Annotated in this window: 16 protein-coding genes; 9 read left to right on the top strand and 7 right to left on the bottom strand. The window is 40.7% G+C overall.

The window, feature by feature from the left end; all coding sequences use genetic code 11:
* Positions 1 to 173: 173 nt before the first annotated feature.
* From MSBR3_RS18160 to MSBR3_RS18150, 3 genes are all read right to left on the bottom strand, one after another.
* Positions 174 to 1001 (bottom strand): class I SAM-dependent methyltransferase, encoded by an 828-nt coding sequence (locus MSBR3_RS18160; protein ID WP_048109655.1) that lies wholly within the window; start codon positions 999 to 1001, stop codon positions 174 to 176.
* 67 nt (positions 1002 to 1068) lie between these two features.
* On the bottom strand, positions 1069 to 2295 hold the full coding sequence (locus tag MSBR3_RS18155) for an iron ABC transporter substrate-binding protein (protein WP_052723472.1): 1227 nt from the start codon (positions 2293 to 2295) through the stop codon (positions 1069 to 1071).
* Between the two features lie 353 nt (positions 2296 to 2648).
* Positions 2649 to 4010, bottom strand: coding sequence for a cytochrome c biogenesis CcdA family protein (locus MSBR3_RS18150; protein ID WP_048109653.1), 1362 nt, complete (start codon positions 4008 to 4010; stop codon positions 2649 to 2651).
* 217 nt (positions 4011 to 4227) lie between these two features.
* Here MSBR3_RS18150 and MSBR3_RS18145 point away from each other — a divergent pair, with 217 nt between their 5' ends.
* The 3 genes from MSBR3_RS18145 to MSBR3_RS18135 are packed head-to-tail and all read left to right on the top strand — an operon-like array spanning position 4228 to position 7432.
* The gene (locus tag MSBR3_RS18145; protein WP_048109652.1) at positions 4228 to 5541 is read left to right on the top strand and encodes an iron ABC transporter substrate-binding protein; all 1314 of its coding nucleotides are present in this window, start codon (positions 4228 to 4230) and stop codon (positions 5539 to 5541) included.
* A 9-nt stretch (positions 5542 to 5550) separates the two neighbouring features.
* Positions 5551 to 6621: a FecCD family ABC transporter permease gene (locus MSBR3_RS18140; protein WP_048109650.1), complete on the top strand. Its 1071-nt coding sequence runs from the start codon at positions 5551 to 5553 to the stop codon at positions 6619 to 6621.
* Between the two features lie 4 nt (positions 6622 to 6625).
* Positions 6626 to 7432 (top strand): ABC transporter ATP-binding protein, encoded by an 807-nt coding sequence (locus MSBR3_RS18135; RefSeq protein ID WP_048110689.1) that lies wholly within the window; start codon positions 6626 to 6628, stop codon positions 7430 to 7432.
* On the opposite strand, the gene MSBR3_RS21570 is transcribed toward MSBR3_RS18135, so the two are convergent.
* Positions 7427 to 7552, bottom strand: a complete 126-nt coding sequence (locus MSBR3_RS21570) for a hypothetical protein (protein WP_268989098.1) — start codon at positions 7550 to 7552, stop codon at positions 7427 to 7429. The two genes, MSBR3_RS18135 and MSBR3_RS21570, sit on opposite strands and share 6 nt — an antisense overlap.
* 97 nt (positions 7553 to 7649) lie before the next feature.
* On the opposite strand from MSBR3_RS21570, the gene MSBR3_RS20535 reads away from it, so the two are divergent.
* Complete coding sequence (locus MSBR3_RS20535; protein ID WP_155396860.1) at positions 7650 to 7793, top strand: hypothetical protein; 144 nt, start codon at positions 7650 to 7652, stop codon at positions 7791 to 7793.
* Positions 7794 to 8483: 690 nt separating this feature from the next.
* Positions 8484 to 11231 carry a DNA helicase RecQ gene (recQ, locus tag MSBR3_RS18130; protein ID WP_080942373.1) on the top strand — a complete coding sequence of 916 codons (2748 nt, stop codon included), beginning with the start codon at positions 8484 to 8486 and terminating at the stop codon, positions 11229 to 11231.
* A 214-nt stretch (positions 11232 to 11445) separates the two neighbouring features.
* Here recQ and hxlA read toward each other — a convergent pair whose 3' ends face one another.
* Positions 11446 to 12726, bottom strand: a complete 1281-nt coding sequence (gene hxlA, locus MSBR3_RS18125; protein ID WP_155396859.1) for a 3-hexulose-6-phosphate synthase — start codon at positions 12724 to 12726, stop codon at positions 11446 to 11448.
* Positions 12727 to 13068: 342 nt separating this feature from the next.
* On the opposite strand from hxlA, the gene MSBR3_RS18120 reads away from it, so the two are divergent.
* The 4 genes from MSBR3_RS18120 (at position 13069) to MSBR3_RS18105 (ending at position 15778) form a co-directional block, all read left to right on the top strand.
* A complete protein-coding gene (locus MSBR3_RS18120; protein WP_230627617.1) occupies positions 13069 to 13548 on the top strand; it encodes a DUF5788 family protein in 480 nt (159 codons plus the stop codon).
* Positions 13549 to 13697: 149 nt separating this feature from the next.
* Positions 13698 to 14624, top strand: coding sequence for an aspartate carbamoyltransferase (pyrB, locus tag MSBR3_RS18115; protein ID WP_048109644.1), 927 nt, complete (start codon positions 13698 to 13700; stop codon positions 14622 to 14624).
* Complete coding sequence (gene pyrI, locus MSBR3_RS18110) at positions 14621 to 15091, top strand: aspartate carbamoyltransferase regulatory subunit (protein WP_048109642.1); 471 nt, start codon at positions 14621 to 14623, stop codon at positions 15089 to 15091. The genes pyrB and pyrI overlap by 4 nt, the downstream gene beginning before the upstream one ends.
* Positions 15092 to 15304: 213 nt before the next feature.
* Positions 15305 to 15778, top strand: a complete 474-nt coding sequence (locus MSBR3_RS18105; RefSeq protein ID WP_048109640.1) for a DUF5788 family protein — start codon at positions 15305 to 15307, stop codon at positions 15776 to 15778.
* A 115-nt stretch (positions 15779 to 15893) separates the two neighbouring features.
* Here MSBR3_RS18105 and MSBR3_RS18100 read toward each other — a convergent pair whose 3' ends face one another.
* Together MSBR3_RS18100 and MSBR3_RS18095 are read right to left on the bottom strand one after the other, a co-directional pair.
* Positions 15894 to 16607: a DUF1673 family protein gene (locus MSBR3_RS18100; protein ID WP_080942371.1), complete on the bottom strand. Its 714-nt coding sequence runs from the start codon at positions 16605 to 16607 to the stop codon at positions 15894 to 15896.
* Positions 16608 to 16634: 27 nt separating this feature from the next.
* The gene (locus MSBR3_RS18095) at positions 16635 to 17399 is read right to left on the bottom strand and encodes a DUF1673 family protein (protein WP_048109638.1); all 765 of its coding nucleotides are present in this window, start codon (positions 17397 to 17399) and stop codon (positions 16635 to 16637) included.
* Positions 17400 to 17402 lie beyond the last annotated feature (3 nt).

Genomic DNA, 17402 nt, shown 5'->3' with positions numbered 1-17402 from the left:
TGAATTACTGAATAATAAGTAATTTCCCCCATATTTGGTGAAAATAGAGATTCTCATGCTACTGTTTTTTATTTCAACTATGTAAGTACTCAAATACTGATGGGATGGAGTCCTGTCATATAAGATATGTTAAAAATGTGTTGGATGGCATATAGGACGCCATCCGTGCCGACTTATGACCTCTCCCACCATAGCCAGGCATTGTATGATTTTTCTTTCATCCTGACAGCTCCATTCTCGCAGGAAAAAGTCTCAGATATGTATTTTTTTAGTATTTCTTCATGTTCGGCAGTAGTTGCATTGACAATCCGCTTGTAGTGAGTAACTGCGTCTTCCATTCTTGGGTAGACCAATTCCCAGTAATCAGGATATACGGTGATATTTGGATATATCCCCATGTCATAAAGAACCTTATATATACAGTCGATCTGCGGATGAATGTTATATGGGGTACCATGAACCCTTTGCCACGCTTCAGCATATGTCTTTTCCCAAGACGGCATACCTGCGAACCAGTTCAAGTAGACATATTTAGAGGACACATTGTTCATTTTAATTACTGCCTCTCTTATGTCCGGCATGGCCAAAGAAAACGAAGCGACAACTACATCGTAAGGAGCGTCCAGGTCTCTGAGATCAACTTCTTCCCACTTCTTCTGGATCCAGGAAACGTTATTCAACTCCTTTGCTTTGATGTTCTCTTTAAGGCAGTATAACATACCATCGGAGGGTTCTACGGCAGTGACGTGCTTAACCATGCCGGCGAGCGGTATGGTCAGTGTACCGGGACCAGCTCCGATATCCAGGACTTTAGAATCAGGTGTGAAATCGATCCTCTGAATCAGGTTTCTCGAAAAATTCCAATTGTTCATCTTAATCTGAGTGTCATATTTAACTGCCTCTTCCATTGTCCAGAACCTATCACTCTCAAAGTTCGTCTTCTTGCTCTCTTCCCTCATCGTTTTCCAGATCTCTCCGTAGTCGATTGTGTTATTCATCATAAAAATCCTCCTAACATATTCTTCTAGAACATTCCTATCAAAAATTATCTCAAAATTCTCAAAAATCTCAAAAGTCCTCCTCTTCCATCCAATCGAGCCATTGCACTGACCTGAGACCCCTGGCGGTTTCGTCATCGACATGGTAGACATGTTTGTAGAAGTCCAACACCCATTCGTGGACTTTGATGTCCTGGAACTTCTCCGGGTAACATGCTTTCGCAGTTATCATCAGGTCAATGGGGTATTCCAGGCGTCGAGCGCAATTTGAGGGTGTCCATGGCATCGAATAAACTTTTTTATTCTTAATCGCGCTTAGCTCTTTCAGATTCTGGTAGTAAGGTGCTTCGTAAAGTTCCCTGGCAGGATGGTATCCCCATGAGGTAGCCAGTAATATGATATCAGGGTTCATGGTCAGAACCTGCTCAGTGTTCAGTATTTTTGAAGTGCCTGTATCCCTGTAAGCGTTCTTCGCATGTACGATGCCTTCAATTGTGTATGATTCGGGTGTATCTACACCCCACGAATGGCCTGAGCCTCCTGCTTTCCTGGCATTGGGCGAAAGACCGAAGTACAACACCGTAGGCTTGCTAGCCTCAGGTATATCCTTTGTCCTGTCCGATATCATCTTCTCCGTGCTCTGGATGTAATCAGCTAACTCAAGAGCGTCCTTCTCTTTACCAAAAATTTGTCCGATAATTCTCATTTCTTCTCTTATAGAAGAAAGGTCCGAATTCGAATAATATGTAGGAGAATAGAGGACTATCACAGGGACTCCAAGTGCCTCCATTGTTTCGATAGTCTTATTCATGGTATCACGGTTGTCCCATCCAACCGAACAATCCCCAACCCTGAGAATAATGACATCCGGATTCGAACTCGCAAGCGTTTCGTAACTGATAACGTTGTACTGCTGGGGTGTCAACCTGATTGTATTATTTAATGAAGGATCCAGGTAAAGCATCGTGTTTTGACCATTCTCATACGTAATATTTTCTCCCTTAACACTCGGGATTACGCATGTACTATTTGTGGTGATTGTGGTACCAACAGACACAATAGTATCCTGGACACCCAGGCTGATCATCATGCATTCGACGAAACCGTCACTGATTACGGCAGCTCTTGTAACATTTTTTGGTACTTTTACCTGAATACCTCTCATATCTGTGATGTTACTGGATTCATCGTTTGTCGATGGAACTGTCGCTGGCAAAGTGGCTTTTTCTGATAGACATCCGGCAAACGGCAAGCTAATGAGTATAATTAGAAACGTAAAAACTATCAACTTAGCCATAAAAAAGCTCAACCTCGATCACTTATTGGTTACTATTATCTGCAGTCCTTTGTACCTATTAAGGAACAAAGCTTCTGAAAATTTTATTTTTTATGATAAATACTGATTCAAGTTGGAAAATCATTATATTCAGTATTCAAAAATATGTCAATAAATATTAATAGTAAAATATTCGTAGCACTTTAATAACTATGACCCTTAATAAACTTGCCTATTTTATATTTCATGTATTACAAAATATTATAAATACTAAAAAAAGTCTTATTCTACTCATGTGTTTATTTATTGACAAGTTCCGGTTTAAAAGCCAAGTTGGTTAACTTCTATCGTACTGGTCTACTATAACTTATTGCTCATACTATGTTAAATGCCAGCATTGCGGCCAGAATAAAAAGAGTGATTCCAGTTGTGATATTTATAAATGTCCGGTATCGTATTCTGATCGCATCTAGTCTGCGGGCGGAAAGCCCGGTGGTGAGCAATATCCCAAGCCCTAATATCGGGAACACGATGCCTGCATTATATGCCAGAAGGTAATATAAATCCTGAAATGAGCTATTCTGGTCGGTCATCATGCCAAGTATTGCAAGATATGGCCCGCCGGTGCAGGGCATTTTTATCAGGCCGAATCCTAACCCTATTGCAAAGCTGAAGCCAGCCATGCTTATTTTGTTATAAGGTTTCAGCAGAGCAATTAATTTCCGGAACTCTGCATCCGAGAGACTGAGTTCATAGTGGAATAATGTTTTGAGTATCATGACAGAACCGATGACGAGCATTGAGAAGATTATCAAATATTTGGCTAGATTATACATTGAGGGCATGGTTACACTAATCCTGTAGAAGCAGGCACCAATCAATGAATACATAAAAAGCAGCCCTGCCGAAAAAGCTATTATGTTAATCAGCAGCGAATGTCGTTTCTTACCAGAGGCTGCCAGCGTGGCCATATATGCCATAACTGCGAAGATACATGGGGAAAACGCAGCCATGATTCCAGATGCAAATGCAATGGGAACTGAGAACACCGGAATCGTGACGGGCACATAATTGTCTGTGATAATATGACTACCGCAGTCATCCTCATAGTATACGGCAGAAGGGAACATGTAAGAGGTATTTCCTCCCGATAACACATATGTGACCTTCTCCTCAGCACCCGGCTGTAATGGGCCGCTCCAGTAAAATTGTCCTGAAACTAATTTAGAGCCCTCTGTTAACCCTCCGGAAAGACTGGCATTAATAGCTGTGTTACCCCGGTTGGATATATATACGGTTACTGTGACGTTACTGTCAATTTTATACTTTTTTTCCGCAATTGTACGCACAGTCACTGGAGAAACATACTCGTAAGAAGACACTATTGTATTCTTAATATCACTTAGAACTGTTCCGTATTCTCCTCCCAGATTTGTTGGGCCAATGACCGTATGATTATCAATGATAAGGTCCGGGATCTCTGTCAGACTATAATGATCGATATAAAATATTCCTTTTCTTGAATTTACCCTGATTTCCTGGTAATCGACATATATGCCTTCTTCACGGGCTTCTTCAACGGCCTGTCTGACTACTGGCATTGCTTCGGTACATCGTTGACAGCTTTCGTCATAGAGATATATAATAGTGACCGGTTTTGTATTGTCCGCATAAACGATCAAAGGCAACGCAGTAAGAAGTAAGAAAGCAATTATTAAAAATATAGATGTCTTCATACTACCTCCCAACGTGCTCCTGAAAAAATTAAAGATAGTTGTATCTTGCCATTTTTAATCCTTTATACTAAATTTATTGATTATTTCTTTGCTATTTTATAGATTTTTAATAACATTTCTTATTATCTAATTTAATTATATCCATAAAAATTAATTCGGTAAAGTTATGTAGTAAAAAGTAATACAAACACGTAGTTTATTGTTACAGGGATCATATATGAACGGTAAGCCTAATAATAATAGAATTGGCAAGCTTTCAAGTTATTTTAATTCTAAAAAGGGCTTTGTTTTGTGTGTATTCATTATTCTCTTTATTGTATCGATAGAAGGATGCAGTGAACAAACAGGCCAGGTTACTACAGCTGCCACAAACTCATCGACGGCAACATCAGATTCTGATGAACAGTACAGATATGTAACGGATATGCGTGGAGTACAGGTAAAAGTTCCGAAGGATATCCAGCGTATTGCTACAATCGACGACGGGTTCGTTGAAGGCGTCCTGACGAATCTTAGTGAAATTGATAAAATAGTCTCAGTCGGTTCAATTGGGCTGGGTTCCAGTTCATTTAAACAGTCAAATATTACTCTTAATTCCGGTACAAATTACACTTTTAGCGGTGGGTCAAACACAATTTGCGTTGTTAGTCCATGGCTATCTAATGTATCCTGTACGGAGTCTTCGTCAGGCATGACCATCATTAATTACGAAAAACTGGCTAGTGCGAACCCTAATGTACTAATTATAAGGGTCGGTGACTGCTCTATGGGTGCCAACGATATTGAAAATAACAATAAAAAGATATCAACAATCGAGTCTCTGGGCATACCCGTAATCGTGCTCTATTCACCGAACAACTACAATAATTCCGGCCTGGAAACTATGCGCGATGAGATGCGCATAATCGGACAGTTATTCGATAAGGAGGAAGAAGCAATGGTTCTGGCAGACTACCTGAATAACACGGAAAAGATGATTGTGGACAGGACCAGAGATATTCCTGAGGACGAAAAGGTCACAGCTCTGTATCTCGGGCTCTCTTCCAAGGCCAGACAAAGTGGTGGTGCAGGGTATGTAAGCGGAATTGACACTCCGGAATCGTACATTCTTGAGACTGTTGCTGATGGTAAGAATGCTTACCAAGACACCGGTTCGGGAAAGCTACTCAATGCCGAACAGGTACTGGCATTAGATCCAGATGTGATTTTTTTGCCCACATATTCTGGGTATCATCCGCCTATCGAACTTCAGGATTCAATATATTACCAGAATATGCAGGAACTCAAGGCCGTGAAAAACAAGCGTATCTATTCCATGCCTTACACGCCGAGAAACTGTGACCGTCGTTTAGAGTATCCTCTGGATTTGCTGATTGTCGCTAAGGGTTGCTATCCTGATCGTTTCCAGGATATCAAGGTCAGTGATTTTGCGTTGAAACTGTACCAGGACATATACGGAGTGGATCTTGCAACAGCAGAAAAAATCAGATCGGCTCAGTACCTTGACTGGACAGTAGAGTCTGATTTCTAGGTGTAAATTATGGAAGAAGTATCAACTGAAGTGAAAATATCGACTCATACTACCCTCGATTTTTTTGAAGGAAGAAAGCTGTGTATAATGTTCTTTCTCGCTGTTGTTATGGTGGCAGGCGGGATGGTCACAATTTGTCTGGGAACCTATCAGATTTCTATAGTGGAAGTATATTCTATCATTGCCACTCATCTATTCTCACCTGATATTGTTGATTCCCTGGATAAGCTGAAAAATACGATTGTCTGGAACATCCGCTTCCCGAGGGTTATTATGGCTATAACCGTAGGTATTGGACTCTCTGTGGCAGGGGCAATTTATCAGGGATGTTTTCGCAACCCTCTTGTAGAACCGTACATTCTTGGAGTATCTTCAGGTGCAGCATTCGGTGCAGCTTTGGGGATTGTCTATCCTCATATCTTTTTTTCTATACAGCTTGGCGCTTTCTTGTTTGCTTTGCTTTCTGTATTCCTTGCGTACACGCTGGCAAGGAGCAGGGGACAGACGCCCGTGGTCACGCTGGTACTTGCCGGTATCATAATAGGTTCGATATTTTCTGCGTTTGTTTCCATCATGAAATACCTTTCAAATGATACGCAACTGAGGGAAATTGTCTTCTGGATGATGGGTGGCTTCTACTACACTCAATGGGATGACGTAAGGTTGACTGTGCCTGTGGTGTTAATATCCGTAGCTATTATGTGGTTCTTCGGGTGGAAGCTGAATGTCCTTTCCATGGGTGACGAGGAAGCCCGTGCACTGGGTGTGAATCCGGAAATTTTCAAGTTTATTTTCATCGTCCTGGCCACACTTGTGACTGCAGTCTGCGTATCTTCGGTAGGGATTGTCGCATGGGTTGGCCTGATGATGCCACACGCGGCTCGCCTAATTCAGGGGCCGGATAACCGTTTTGTCATTCCCACAGCAGCGTTGATGGGCGGTGTTTACATTATCTTTTGTGATACACTTGCGCGTACTCTAACCTCGGCAGAAATTCCTATAGGAATCGTCACGGCTATTGTGGGTGCACCTTACCTCTTGTATCTTCTCCGTAGTAAAGAAAAGGAGATCTTTGGGTGATTATATGTTAAAAGTAGATAACCTGAGCTTTGGGTATAATAGAGTACCCTTATTCAAAGATATTTCATTCAGGGTAGAGAAAGGTTCTTTATGCGGACTTTTCGGGCCAAATGGTTCCGGGAAAACGACCCTGTTCAAATGTTGTATGGGTTTTCTTAAGTACAACAGCGGTAGTGTATCCATCGATGGGTGTAATGTTAAGAGAAAAAAGATCGAGGAGCTGGCAAAACTTGTCGCTTACGTGCCCCAGGAACACAAGCCTCCTTTTCCGTACCTTGTCAAGGAAGTCGTGCTGATGGGCCGGACTCCTCACATGGGTGGTATCTTCGGCATTTCCGAAGACGATAAGAGTAAGGTCAAGGAAGCCATGGAGGCACTTGAGATATCCCATCTCGCCGACAAACCTTACAACCAGCTCAGCGGCGGTCAACGCCAGCTTGTGCTCATCGCAAGGGCTATGGCACAGGAAACGCCGCTGATGCTACTGGATGAGCCTACATCCGCTCTGGACTTTTGCAATCAGATAAGAATATGGAATATTCTAAAAAAGATCTCCACGAAAGGGACAACCATACTGGCCTGTAGCCATGACCCAAACCACATTTCATGGTTCTGTGACGATGTTATTGTCATGTATCGGGGAAGTCTGGTTGCAAAGGGGAACCCAAAAAATGTAGTATCCGAGCAATTACTCAGCACTATATTTAATGATATTTGCAGTGTAGGCTATATGGACCGTCTAATGATGGTGTATCCGAAAAATATTCCGGTAGGGTGTCCAGTAGTTGCAACAAACAATGGCTCGTCATAGGTTATTAAAGGCAGAAACGATGTCAATAAGGATGTCAATAAGGATGTCAATAAGGATGTCAATAAGGATGTCAATAAGGATGTCAATGTAAGGTGATTTTAAGTTACATGCTGCCGACAATATACAAGAATCCTGACCCTTTCCAGAAAATTAGAAATTAGAATTATATACAAAGCTTTTCCAAAAATATTCCTATTAAAATCCGGGAGAAGAATTGGTGATAGGAATGGGTAGTGAGAACTATGAGCTTATCGATACGCTTGAAAGCATTGCAAAGTCCCTGGAAAGTCTTGCAGAGTCGCAGAAAAGAATAGCTGACACCCTGGAATGGATGGTAAAAGACAAGGGATTTGTAGACTGAAGCGGGAAAAATTTTTGGAATAAAGAAAACTTACAGTGGACGGAAAACTGCGCAAAACATAACGGAAAACGTGGAAAACATAACGGAAAACTGTGGAAAACATAATGGAAAACTGTAGAAAACATAGCTGGTTGTTAAAAGAGTTATCTTAAGAGGAAGACAAGAAGTGCCTGGGTGTAGCCACACTTCTTATCTTCCTATCTTTACCTCATATCAAACATTAATAACTTTGACGCCATAAACCGGTAAAAGTCTGATTATTGCAATTTTTAATCCTTTTCCAACTTTTCATAATTTTGCGATGTAATTTTCTTTTCTGAACCTTTTTTGAACTTTACTATTTTTTAGAAATCTCTGACATGTATCCAGTTTATGTATCCAGATTTTGCAGCTAATACGGCCGAATACTTTCACCCCGTAAACCTGCAACTTAAATATGATGAGCGTAAAACATCACAGCATCAGGATTCCATACCTGACACATTTTATACTGATATCTAACTCTTCACTATCTAAGAATAATTATAGCATAGCGGGACAGTTTTCATAAACATAAAAAGATCGATTGTAAAAATTGAAATATCGAGGATATGTCTGTGCACGATAACGTGTCCATACTTTGATTTTCCTGGATCTTCCGGGGTTTATATTCTGGCATGATATTAATTTTACTGTTCAGGGGGATCGAAAATGAGCACTGAGTATGACTTCTTGAGGGCGAGTAAACGTGAGCTTGAGCCCGTGCCTTCTCTGTCTGCCAGAATGTACTCAGCTCTACACCATTATTTCGGATACACATCCTTTCGTCCGTTGCAGGAGGAAATCATAAGGGATGTTCTTGAAAGAAAAGATGTTTTCGTGCTCATGCCTACCGGCGGGGGCAAATCGATATGTTACCAGCTGCCTGCCCTTCTCATGGAAGGGGTTACAATTGTTGTTTCCCCACTGATTTCCTTGATGAAAGACCAGGTTGACGGGCTTGAAGCAAACGGTATTGCCGCAGCCTGCATGAACAGTACCCAGAGTGCAAGAGAAAACCGAGATGTGAAGACAGCTTTTCTTGAAAATCGGTTAAAAATCCTTTACATAGCTCCAGAAAGACTCATGATGCCAGGAACTTTTGCCTTTTTAAAGAAAGGGAAGGTCAGCCTCTTTGCAATTGATGAAGCACACTGTATTTCCGAGTGGGGACATGATTTCCGGCCTGAGTACAGGAAATTGAAACTTTTAAGAGACCCTAAAACAGGTTTTCCTGACATCCCAGTTATTGCGCTTACGGCAACAGCCACAGAAAGGGTTCGAGAAGATATCGTATCACAACTCAATCTTCGCCTTCCTCCGGAAAAAGGTCCGTACGTAGCCAGTTTTAACCGGAAAAACCTTTACTATGAAGTCAGGCCGAAAAAGGAAACTTTTTCCGAGATTACTGACTATCTGCGCAGGCATAGAGGTGAAGCTGGTATCATCTACTGCCAGAGCCGAAACAGTGTCGAGGCTCTTACAAAAAAACTGAACCTTGCAGGTTTCAGGGCCCTTCCATACCATGCAGGACTTTCGGATACCGAAAGAAACCGAAATCAGGAGATGTTCATTAAAGATGACATGGACATCATAGTAGCTACAATTGCTTTTGGAATGGGAATTGATAAGTCCAATGTACGTTTTGTAATCCACTATGACCTTCCCAGAAATCTTGAGAGCTACTATCAGGAAACCGGTAGAGGAGGAAGGGATGGAAGCCCGTGCGAATGTATCCTTTTTTTCAGCAGAGGGGACCGTTTCAAGATTGAATACTTTATTTCACAAAAGACAAACGAAAAGGAAAAGGATATTTCTCTAGTGCAGTTAAGACAGATGGTAGCTTATTGTGAGGGGAATAAATGCAGGCGTCAGACCTTGATGGAGTACTTTGGGGAAGAACTTTCAGAGCCCTGCGGGAACTGTGACTGCTGCCTTACTCCTAAAGATACCTTTGACGGAACGGAAGCTGCAAAAAAACTGATAACCTGCGTCCAGGAACTGAACCAGCGCTTTGGCACTAACTATGTTGTCGATGTCCTCACAGGCTCAAAAAATAAAAAGATTCGGCAAAATCATCACGAAAGGTTGAAAAGTCATAGCAGTGGCCTGGAGTTCACAAAAGAACAATGGAGATCGTTAGCTTCCGAAATGATAAACACCGGTCTTCTGGACGTAAGTGGGACAAAGTATCCTGTATTGAAACTTAATGCCATGAGTAGAAAAATACTGAAAGGGCTGGAACAAATAGAGCTTGTCTGCCCTGAAGGTTTTGCTCCTGAGTCTGAAGAAAGTTTTGTGCCCTCTACAGTGATAGATAAAGAATGCAAAAAAACCGATGATCCGGGTTTACCTGAAGAAGAGTCTTTTCCAGAAAAATTTTCAGTTGCTTCTGACATTCTGAAAGCGTCAGAGGCGAGAAAATCTATAATATCCGGAAAAGATCCCGATCCTATCCTTTTTGAAAGGTTAAAAGCTCTAAGAAAGGGAATTGCTTTACAGAAAAATCTTCCTCCTTACATTATTTTCTCTGACACTTCCCTTAAGGAAATGGCTACAAAATTTCCTCACACTTCTGAAGAGTTTCATTCCATTACAGGAGTTGGAGAACATAAATTAAGAAAATACGGAGAGGTTTTTCTCAAGGAAATCGAAAACTACTGCAGAGATTACAATTTAGTACCTGCTGAGAAATTTGCTGAAAAATCTGCTGAAAAGCCTACAAAATTAAAGATTGCTTGTAAAAATCCTGAAAAATCTGTTGAGAAACCTGAAAAATTAAAGATTGTCTGTGAGGATCCTGAACAAGAGGAAATAAGCTCAAAAGAAATTGCTCTAAATGATGAAAATCCCAAAGCTGAGATCGAGACGTTCGGAGCTGTAATGCAAGATCCCGAACCTGATAAAATCAACAGTTTAGAAGTTTGCAAATTACCGATCAAAAAGAGCAGGTATCTGGATACGAGTATTCAGGATTGGTCAGAGCAAAATTCTTCGGCAGACGACTTCAGGGAAATAGATTCGATAGAGACGTCATCTGAGTTAGGAATTGTAAGTACCGCCAGCGCAGATTCTTCTATCTCCGTTTCTTCTGAAAAGGATTCTCTACAAAGAACTTTCTCACTTTTTACGAAAGGATTTGGAATCGATGAGATTGCTGACATCCAGGGTATGAGTATTAGAAGTATTTTCAGGCAACTTGAACAGCTCACTCTTTCTGGAGATATTAGGGGTATTGGAGGACTCTTACCACCCAAAAAACAAAAGCAGATAAAATCTGCCCTGGAAAGCTTGGAAGCTGAACTGGATTCCCTGCTTCGGGCAAGGTTGGGTGAGAACTGCCAGGAAGAAGAAATGAAATTTTTCAAGGCTCTTCTTATGTCAAGGATTTGTTTTTCTCAGTCTGAAGACGGCGAATAAAACTCTTCCCTGCAAGCTTCGTTGTTTTTCTTCGATTTTTATTCTTACTCGTTTTTTATTCTCACTAGTTTTTATTCTTACTAGTCTTTTGTTTTTATTCTCACTAGTTTTTATTCTCACTAGTTTTTATTCTTACTAGTCTTTTATTCTCACTAGTTTTTATTCTCACTTATGTTTTCTTGTTTTCATCCTGAACTCTTGAAAATGGGATCATTCAATGTTTTTCCCATTTCTTCAGATTCATAATCTCAGACAGCGTCCCGCCTCTCTTGATTTCATCGAAAAGTCTTTTTTCGGTTTTATAAACCTCTTTTGCTCTTCTTGCCAGCTCGTATGCCCTTTCCGCTGGAATTACCACAACACCACTTTCATCACCCACTATATAATCTCCTGGCTTCACGGTCTGGCCACCGCAGGTAATCTCAGCATTGATTTCTCCAAAACCTTTAGGATCTCCGGCGTTAGGTACTGTATTACTCGTATAAATCGGAAGTCCCAGGTTTTCGACTTCGTCAATATCCCTGACAGCACCCTCTATTACCACGCCTGCAATTCCCTTGTTTAAGGAGCTCCAGGTTGCAAGTCCTCCCCAGCAGGCAATATCCTTATTTTCATTATAAATAACGAGTACATCTCCTTCTTTTGCAATATCAATTGCTTCTACGGGCTTTGCCCAATCTCCAGGAAAAGTCTGCACGGTAACTGCAGTTCCTACCATTTTTCCTCTTACCAGAGGGTGAATTCCTTTCATTGCGCCTTTCCGGTGCATGGCATCAGAAATGTTTGAAGTGGATACTTCCTTAAGAATTTCCCTTATCTCCTGGTCTACAGTACCGACATTTCGGACTTCCACAGCATCGGGGGAGTCCACACTCTGCCGGATTTTTCTTGCGGCTTCGGTTACGTTGTCAGAATGGGTGATATTTCCTCCGACAATTACAATCTTTGCTCCAGCTTTGACCGCCTGTACTGCACTACTTGCATCAAGCCCTCCAGCGACTGCAAGCTGTACGTTAACTCTCTGTGAAATTTCCCTGAGAAGTGATATGGGATCTTTTCCCATCATCTGCTGGTCTATGCCTATATGTACATTAACATAGTCTACACCCAGAGCCTCAAGTTCAATCACTCTTTTTACAGGATCTGGAGCCGAAATAAGATCTGCCATTAACCTGACTCCGTATTTGTGGGCTGAGCGGAGTGCGTCAAGTAATGTAGAATCATCTGCACTTCCTAGCACAATAACGACGTCGGCTCCAGCTTTTGCTGCCATCTCTACTTCTATAGCGCCTGTATCTACAGTTTTCATGTCTGCCAGAATGGTCCGATCTGGAAAAGCTTTCCTCATGGTGCGAATTGCATCCATTCCCTCACTTTTGATCAGAGGGGTTCCAATTTCGATCCAGTCCGCACCCCCTTTTATTGCCTCTTTCGCAATCTCTACAGCACGGTCCAATTCCAGAAGATCAAGTGCAACCTGAATTATGGGAACTATAGTATCACCTCAAGCGGGAAGTAGGAAAGCCTGAAATTTTCAAGTGTTTATCTGTCAGCTCTTTCCTGTTTGTTTTCATTCCTGTTTCACTCCGGATTTATTCTTTCGGACTTCCGGTTTTTTGTATCGGTCCTTTTAATTTAATTCTCTTAAATTTATCCTTTTATTTTGATTCGAATTATCCAATTTTTATATGTGAGTTTTCATTACCTATATTTCTTTTTATTTGAGACTGTTTTTGTATTCACGGTGTTGTTTCATATCTGATATTCATAGATAAGGAATAAATATTAGCCAATTGTCATAAGAATTCAATTAATGTCATAATGTTTATGGGGGGAGATGATGGAAAATAACCCTGGAACATATGAGAAGAACGCTTCTGGGAATTATATCACAGATGAGGAACGCAGGCAGTTACTTTCGGCTTTGCATTCTCGCCTGTTCTGGGTTGGTCAATATATCCCGGATTATGTTGAGTTTGAGGGAGAAACTTATCCTCTACACAACTATGTATGGGAATTGATTCAAAAAGATGAACTCAGTGAAACTGAGAAATTCAGGATAGAGAAATACATTGAAATTCTTTCAGCGAAGGAAATGAAGGATGAAAGAGATCTCGAAGGGAAGTCCCTTACTTCGGAAGAATCAAAAAAGCTCTATCATGAGACTGCAGGCTTATTGCGTGCAATAGCAGATCTGAAGGAGATTGAGAGCGGAACTTTCAAACAAAACACAAAGCGCTTTCAGGAACAGTTTGCTAATCAGAGGATTAAAGACGCAAAGCTCTGGCTCGAATTTATCAAAAAAGTATCTAATTAAAGCGCCATAACTGAGATACAGCAACAGGACCTAATTAGAAGTGTATAGTGACAGGACTTAATTACCGTGACAGGACTTAATTACCTCAATACTTTTGGAAATTTCTGGAGCAAAGGTTATATCTCTGGGAACCACTTTATGAAAACAAGATGTCATTTAAGAACAGAAACGTCATCTCTATGAAAGACTTTTCGCGGAAAGAAATCGATTACGTTCTAGACACGGCAGAAAAGCTTGAACCTGTAGCCAGAGGTGAAAAGAGGTCTCGGTTGCTGGATGGAAAAATAATAGCTCTTCTTTTTTTTGAACCAAGCACAAGGACAAGGCTGTCTTTTGAGGCTGCTACGCAGAGACTTGGGGGACAGGTTCTCAACCTGGGTTCAGTGGAGGCAAGTTCGGTAATGAAAGGTGAAAATCTTGCCGATACTATTCGTGTAATCAGCAACTATGCAGACCTTATAGTGTTGCGTCATCCTCTTGACGGGTCAGCACGAATGGCTGCGGAATTCTCAAGTGTTCCTATAATCAATGGTGGTGACGGCTCTTTACACCACCCTACACAAACTTTCCTTGACCTTTATACTATTCGTAGGGAAAGTCATCTAGAGGGTCTGAAGATCGCTATGGCAGGAGATCTGAAGTATGGAAGAACAGTCCATTCCCTGTGTCATGCTCTATCTCTGTATGGAGCTGAAATAACTTTGGTTTCACCTCCTGAACTCAGGATGCCCCTGGAAATTGTCAGAGATCTTCAAAAGAATAATATCAGAATCAGAGAGACTGATTCTCTGGAAAACATAATTGGGGATGTCGAAGTTCTTTATATGACAAGGGTTCAAAGGGAACGTTTTCCTGATCCTGAGGAGTATGAGAAGGTCAAAAATAAGTTGAGGGTCACAGGTGACCTGCTGAAAAATGCAGATCCTAGCCTTAAGATTCTCCATCCTCTGCCACGGGTCAACGAGATCTCCCCTGAAGTAGATTCAACGCCGTATGCATGTTATTTCGAGCAGGCTTTTTATGGAGTTCCCACGCGGATGGCACTTCTCGCTCTTGCTACGGGAGTGATTGAATGAAGGAAAAAAGAGACCTGAAAATCCAGGCAATTGAAAATGGAACGGTGATCGACCATATAAAGGCTGGACAGGCCTTGAATGTTCTGCGTATACTTGGGATTTCCAATGCTTTTCGAGCTACTATCAGTTTCGTTATGAATGCACCCGGTGCCGCAGGCATAAAAGACGTTGTGAAGATTGAAGGTAAAGAACTTAGCGTCGAAGAGCTTAACAGGATTGCTCTTATATCTCCGAAAGCTACTATCAATATTATAAGGGATTTTGAAGTAGTTCAGAAAAACAAAGTTGTACTTCCTTCTTATGTTGAAGGCGTTGTACGCTGTATCAATCCAAACTGTGTTTCTAACAGCAGCGAACCTATAAAATCCAAATTTTCCGTGCTCCAGTCCGAAGAAGAAGGGGTAATTCTACGCTGCCTTTACTGCGAGCACGTAATTTCAGAAAATATAGCCGAAAATTTGCTATAAATATGACCTTCAGCGAAGCTAAAAACGAGTTTCATTTTTATCTTGAGGTTCTCTTAAAACTGAAGTAATCGGGAATAAATTCACAGGTTATTAATTCACAGGTTATTAATTCACAGGTTATTAATTCGGTAGAGTTCGAATCTGATTCATTCTAATCTAATATTCGAATATAATACTGTAGTTAACTGCTATTATCTTCAGGAGAAATTGCTCATGATAAAAAGGGATAATGACACGGAAGAGGCAGACGAAGAATATCTTGATTATGAAGAGCGCAATAAGCTTCTCTGGAGCCTCAGGAGTGATTTTGTCTGGGCAGGAAAGAAAGTTCCTGAATACGTCGAGATTGATGGGCGCGAGTACAAACTCAGGGACATGGTCAGAGAGCTGAGCGGGAATGAATCATTGGATAAGGATAAAACTGCCGAAATAAAGGCTTTAATTCCAAGATTGGAAGAAAAGTCAAAAGCAGACGAAGAACTACTGGAAACCGAAGAACTTACGAAAGCAGAGGCTGAAGCCCTCTATGAGGAGGCAACTGGACTTCTGCTGGCCTCAATGGAATTAAAGGACAAACTTGAGGGAAAAGGTGGGGAAAAAAGCGCCGACGAGTTTAAGCGAATGCTCAATACCCAGAAGGTAGTGGACGAAAAGCGCTTTCAGGAGCTTATCAAAAGTTTAAAGTAATGAATTTGCTTGTGATTTCTCCAATAATTCCAATTTCAAAAAATCCAATTTCAGTATAATTCTTCTATTTCTTCTTTATTTTCAATTTTCTACTCACTCTCCTTTTTGAAGATCGTCATAATTTCTTCCGGTTTTTGAGTGTAGAATTCAAATTTAAATTTGAACATGTAGTAATTTTAAGAATCTGTCGATAGGGCACTGTGAATTCGAAGATATAAAAATAAATAACAAGGACATATGCAACTATCCAGAAATCTACCATAACTGAGCTTAGTTTTATGAAAACTGGAGCTGCTTCCATTTGCAAATCTCTGGTTATACTTTCTACGGTATGAGGCAGTTGAATTGCAAAGGCAACAAGGGCTAACAAACGTAGTGGCCAACGCAGGGAACGGCCTTTGTTCTTCGATATAGTGATCTGCATGATATCCTCTTTCCTTAACACGAGAGATCTGAACAGATGCCTGTGAATAATTATTTTTTCAGGAGTCAACCTCACAGTAGTACGATTATAAAGGATTAAGACCAAAAGAGCAAGATATGGGATTAAGGAAGAAAAAAGATCGAAAAAAGAGCCTGAAGGACTGTCTAATCCCAAAATTAAACTGGTTACTAACGATATAAAGATGATTTTTCCAATTCCGTAGCCTCTATAAAGAGCCCGTCCTTTCAGAACCTTACCTTCCTGAAAACTTGAAGGAGAAGGTGCCGGTTGACCCAGTTTTTCCAGTCCAAAACTAAAACAGCTGCCGTCCTTCATTTCTTTTATGGTAGAACTCTCCATAGGGCACCAGCTCATCAATTTCCTAAAATATTTTACCAAAATCATCTCATAAGCCTTCAAAACGTTTTTATTTCATTTTTCATCTCTTTTGTTTTTGAGGAAACTTGTAAGCTCTTCAGGTTTATTAGTAAAAAACGTAAGTTCCAGTTTTGAGTGCGTAGTGACTTTAAGAGCCCACTGATAAGGCGTTAAGAGTTCACTATTGTAAAATAGCACAAGGATAATTGTTACTACTGCAAGATGGCCCAGTAATAAACTGAAATCAACATAGTTTGAAAAGGATGCTTCAATATATTTAATGTATTGCAAGTTCCTTGGTATTCCTAGTATAAAATCAAGTGGTATTGCAATAACATAAAATAACCGAATCAACCAGCGCAGGGAATAACCTTCATTCTTTTTTACCGAAATTTGCGTAATATCTTCTTTTTCGATCACAATGGGCTTACGCATAGGTTGTTTAATTATGATTTCTCCAGGCGTTACTGTGGCAGCATTAGAGCGAGTAAGAAATAATGTAAGAGGGAAAAGAAACATAATAAGTCCTGAAAATATGATTAAGTAAGAGTCTTCAGAACTAAATGTCCATAAAAGTAAGGAAATTATTAATGTGGTAGCAGTAACTATTAATAACCTTGACATCCACCACCAGTCAAAGAGACTAACCTGCACCTTAAGAGTTTTGCCTTCCTGAAAATCCTCGTGAGAGGAGCTCAACTGAGTACTTCCATTTTCGAATTCAAAACCTGAGAAGTAACCTTCCTGCTTTTCTTTCTGGAGGGAATTTTTTGTGGGGTGCCATCTCATTAATCTTTTAAAGTATTTCACAAAAACCATTTC

Origin of the sequence: Methanosarcina barkeri 3, from assembly GCF_000970305.1 — an archaeon.
GTDB classification, from domain to species: domain Archaea; phylum Halobacteriota; class Methanosarcinia; order Methanosarcinales; family Methanosarcinaceae; genus Methanosarcina; species Methanosarcina barkeri_A.
This window is presented reverse-complemented; position numbering and strand designations above follow the sequence as displayed.

What these genes read in the sequence shown, in the direction of transcription:
- MSBR3_RS18160 (WP_048109655.1), bottom strand. Translation starts at nt 1,001, where the DNA reads ATGATGAATAACACAATCGACTACGGAGAGATCTGGAAAACGATGAGG.
- MSBR3_RS18155 (WP_052723472.1), bottom strand. Translation starts at nt 2,295, where the DNA reads ATGGCTAAGTTGATAGTTTTTACGTTTCTAATTATACTCATTAGCTTG.
- MSBR3_RS18150 (WP_048109653.1), bottom strand. Translation starts at nt 4,010, where the DNA reads ATGAAGACATCTATATTTTTAATAATTGCTTTCTTACTTCTTACTGCG.
- MSBR3_RS18145 (WP_048109652.1), top strand. Translation starts at nt 4,228, where the DNA reads ATGAACGGTAAGCCTAATAATAATAGAATTGGCAAGCTTTCAAGTTAT.
- MSBR3_RS18140 (WP_048109650.1), top strand. Translation starts at nt 5,551, where the DNA reads ATGGAAGAAGTATCAACTGAAGTGAAAATATCGACTCATACTACCCTC.
- MSBR3_RS18135 (WP_048110689.1), top strand. Translation starts at nt 6,626, where the DNA reads ATGTTAAAAGTAGATAACCTGAGCTTTGGGTATAATAGAGTACCCTTA.
- recQ (WP_080942373.1), top strand. Translation starts at nt 8,484, where the DNA reads ATGAGCACTGAGTATGACTTCTTGAGGGCGAGTAAACGTGAGCTTGAG.
- MSBR3_RS18120 (WP_230627617.1), top strand. Translation starts at nt 13,069, where the DNA reads ATGATGGAAAATAACCCTGGAACATATGAGAAGAACGCTTCTGGGAAT.
- pyrB (WP_048109644.1), top strand. Translation starts at nt 13,698, where the DNA reads ATGTCATTTAAGAACAGAAACGTCATCTCTATGAAAGACTTTTCGCGG.
- pyrI (WP_048109642.1), top strand. Translation starts at nt 14,621, where the DNA reads ATGAAGGAAAAAAGAGACCTGAAAATCCAGGCAATTGAAAATGGAACG.
- MSBR3_RS18105 (WP_048109640.1), top strand. Translation starts at nt 15,305, where the DNA reads ATGATAAAAAGGGATAATGACACGGAAGAGGCAGACGAAGAATATCTT.
- MSBR3_RS18100 (WP_080942371.1), bottom strand. Translation starts at nt 16,607, where the DNA reads ATGATTTTGGTAAAATATTTTAGGAAATTGATGAGCTGGTGCCCTATG.
- MSBR3_RS18095 (WP_048109638.1), bottom strand. Translation starts at nt 17,399, where the DNA reads ATGGTTTTTGTGAAATACTTTAAAAGATTAATGAGATGGCACCCCACA.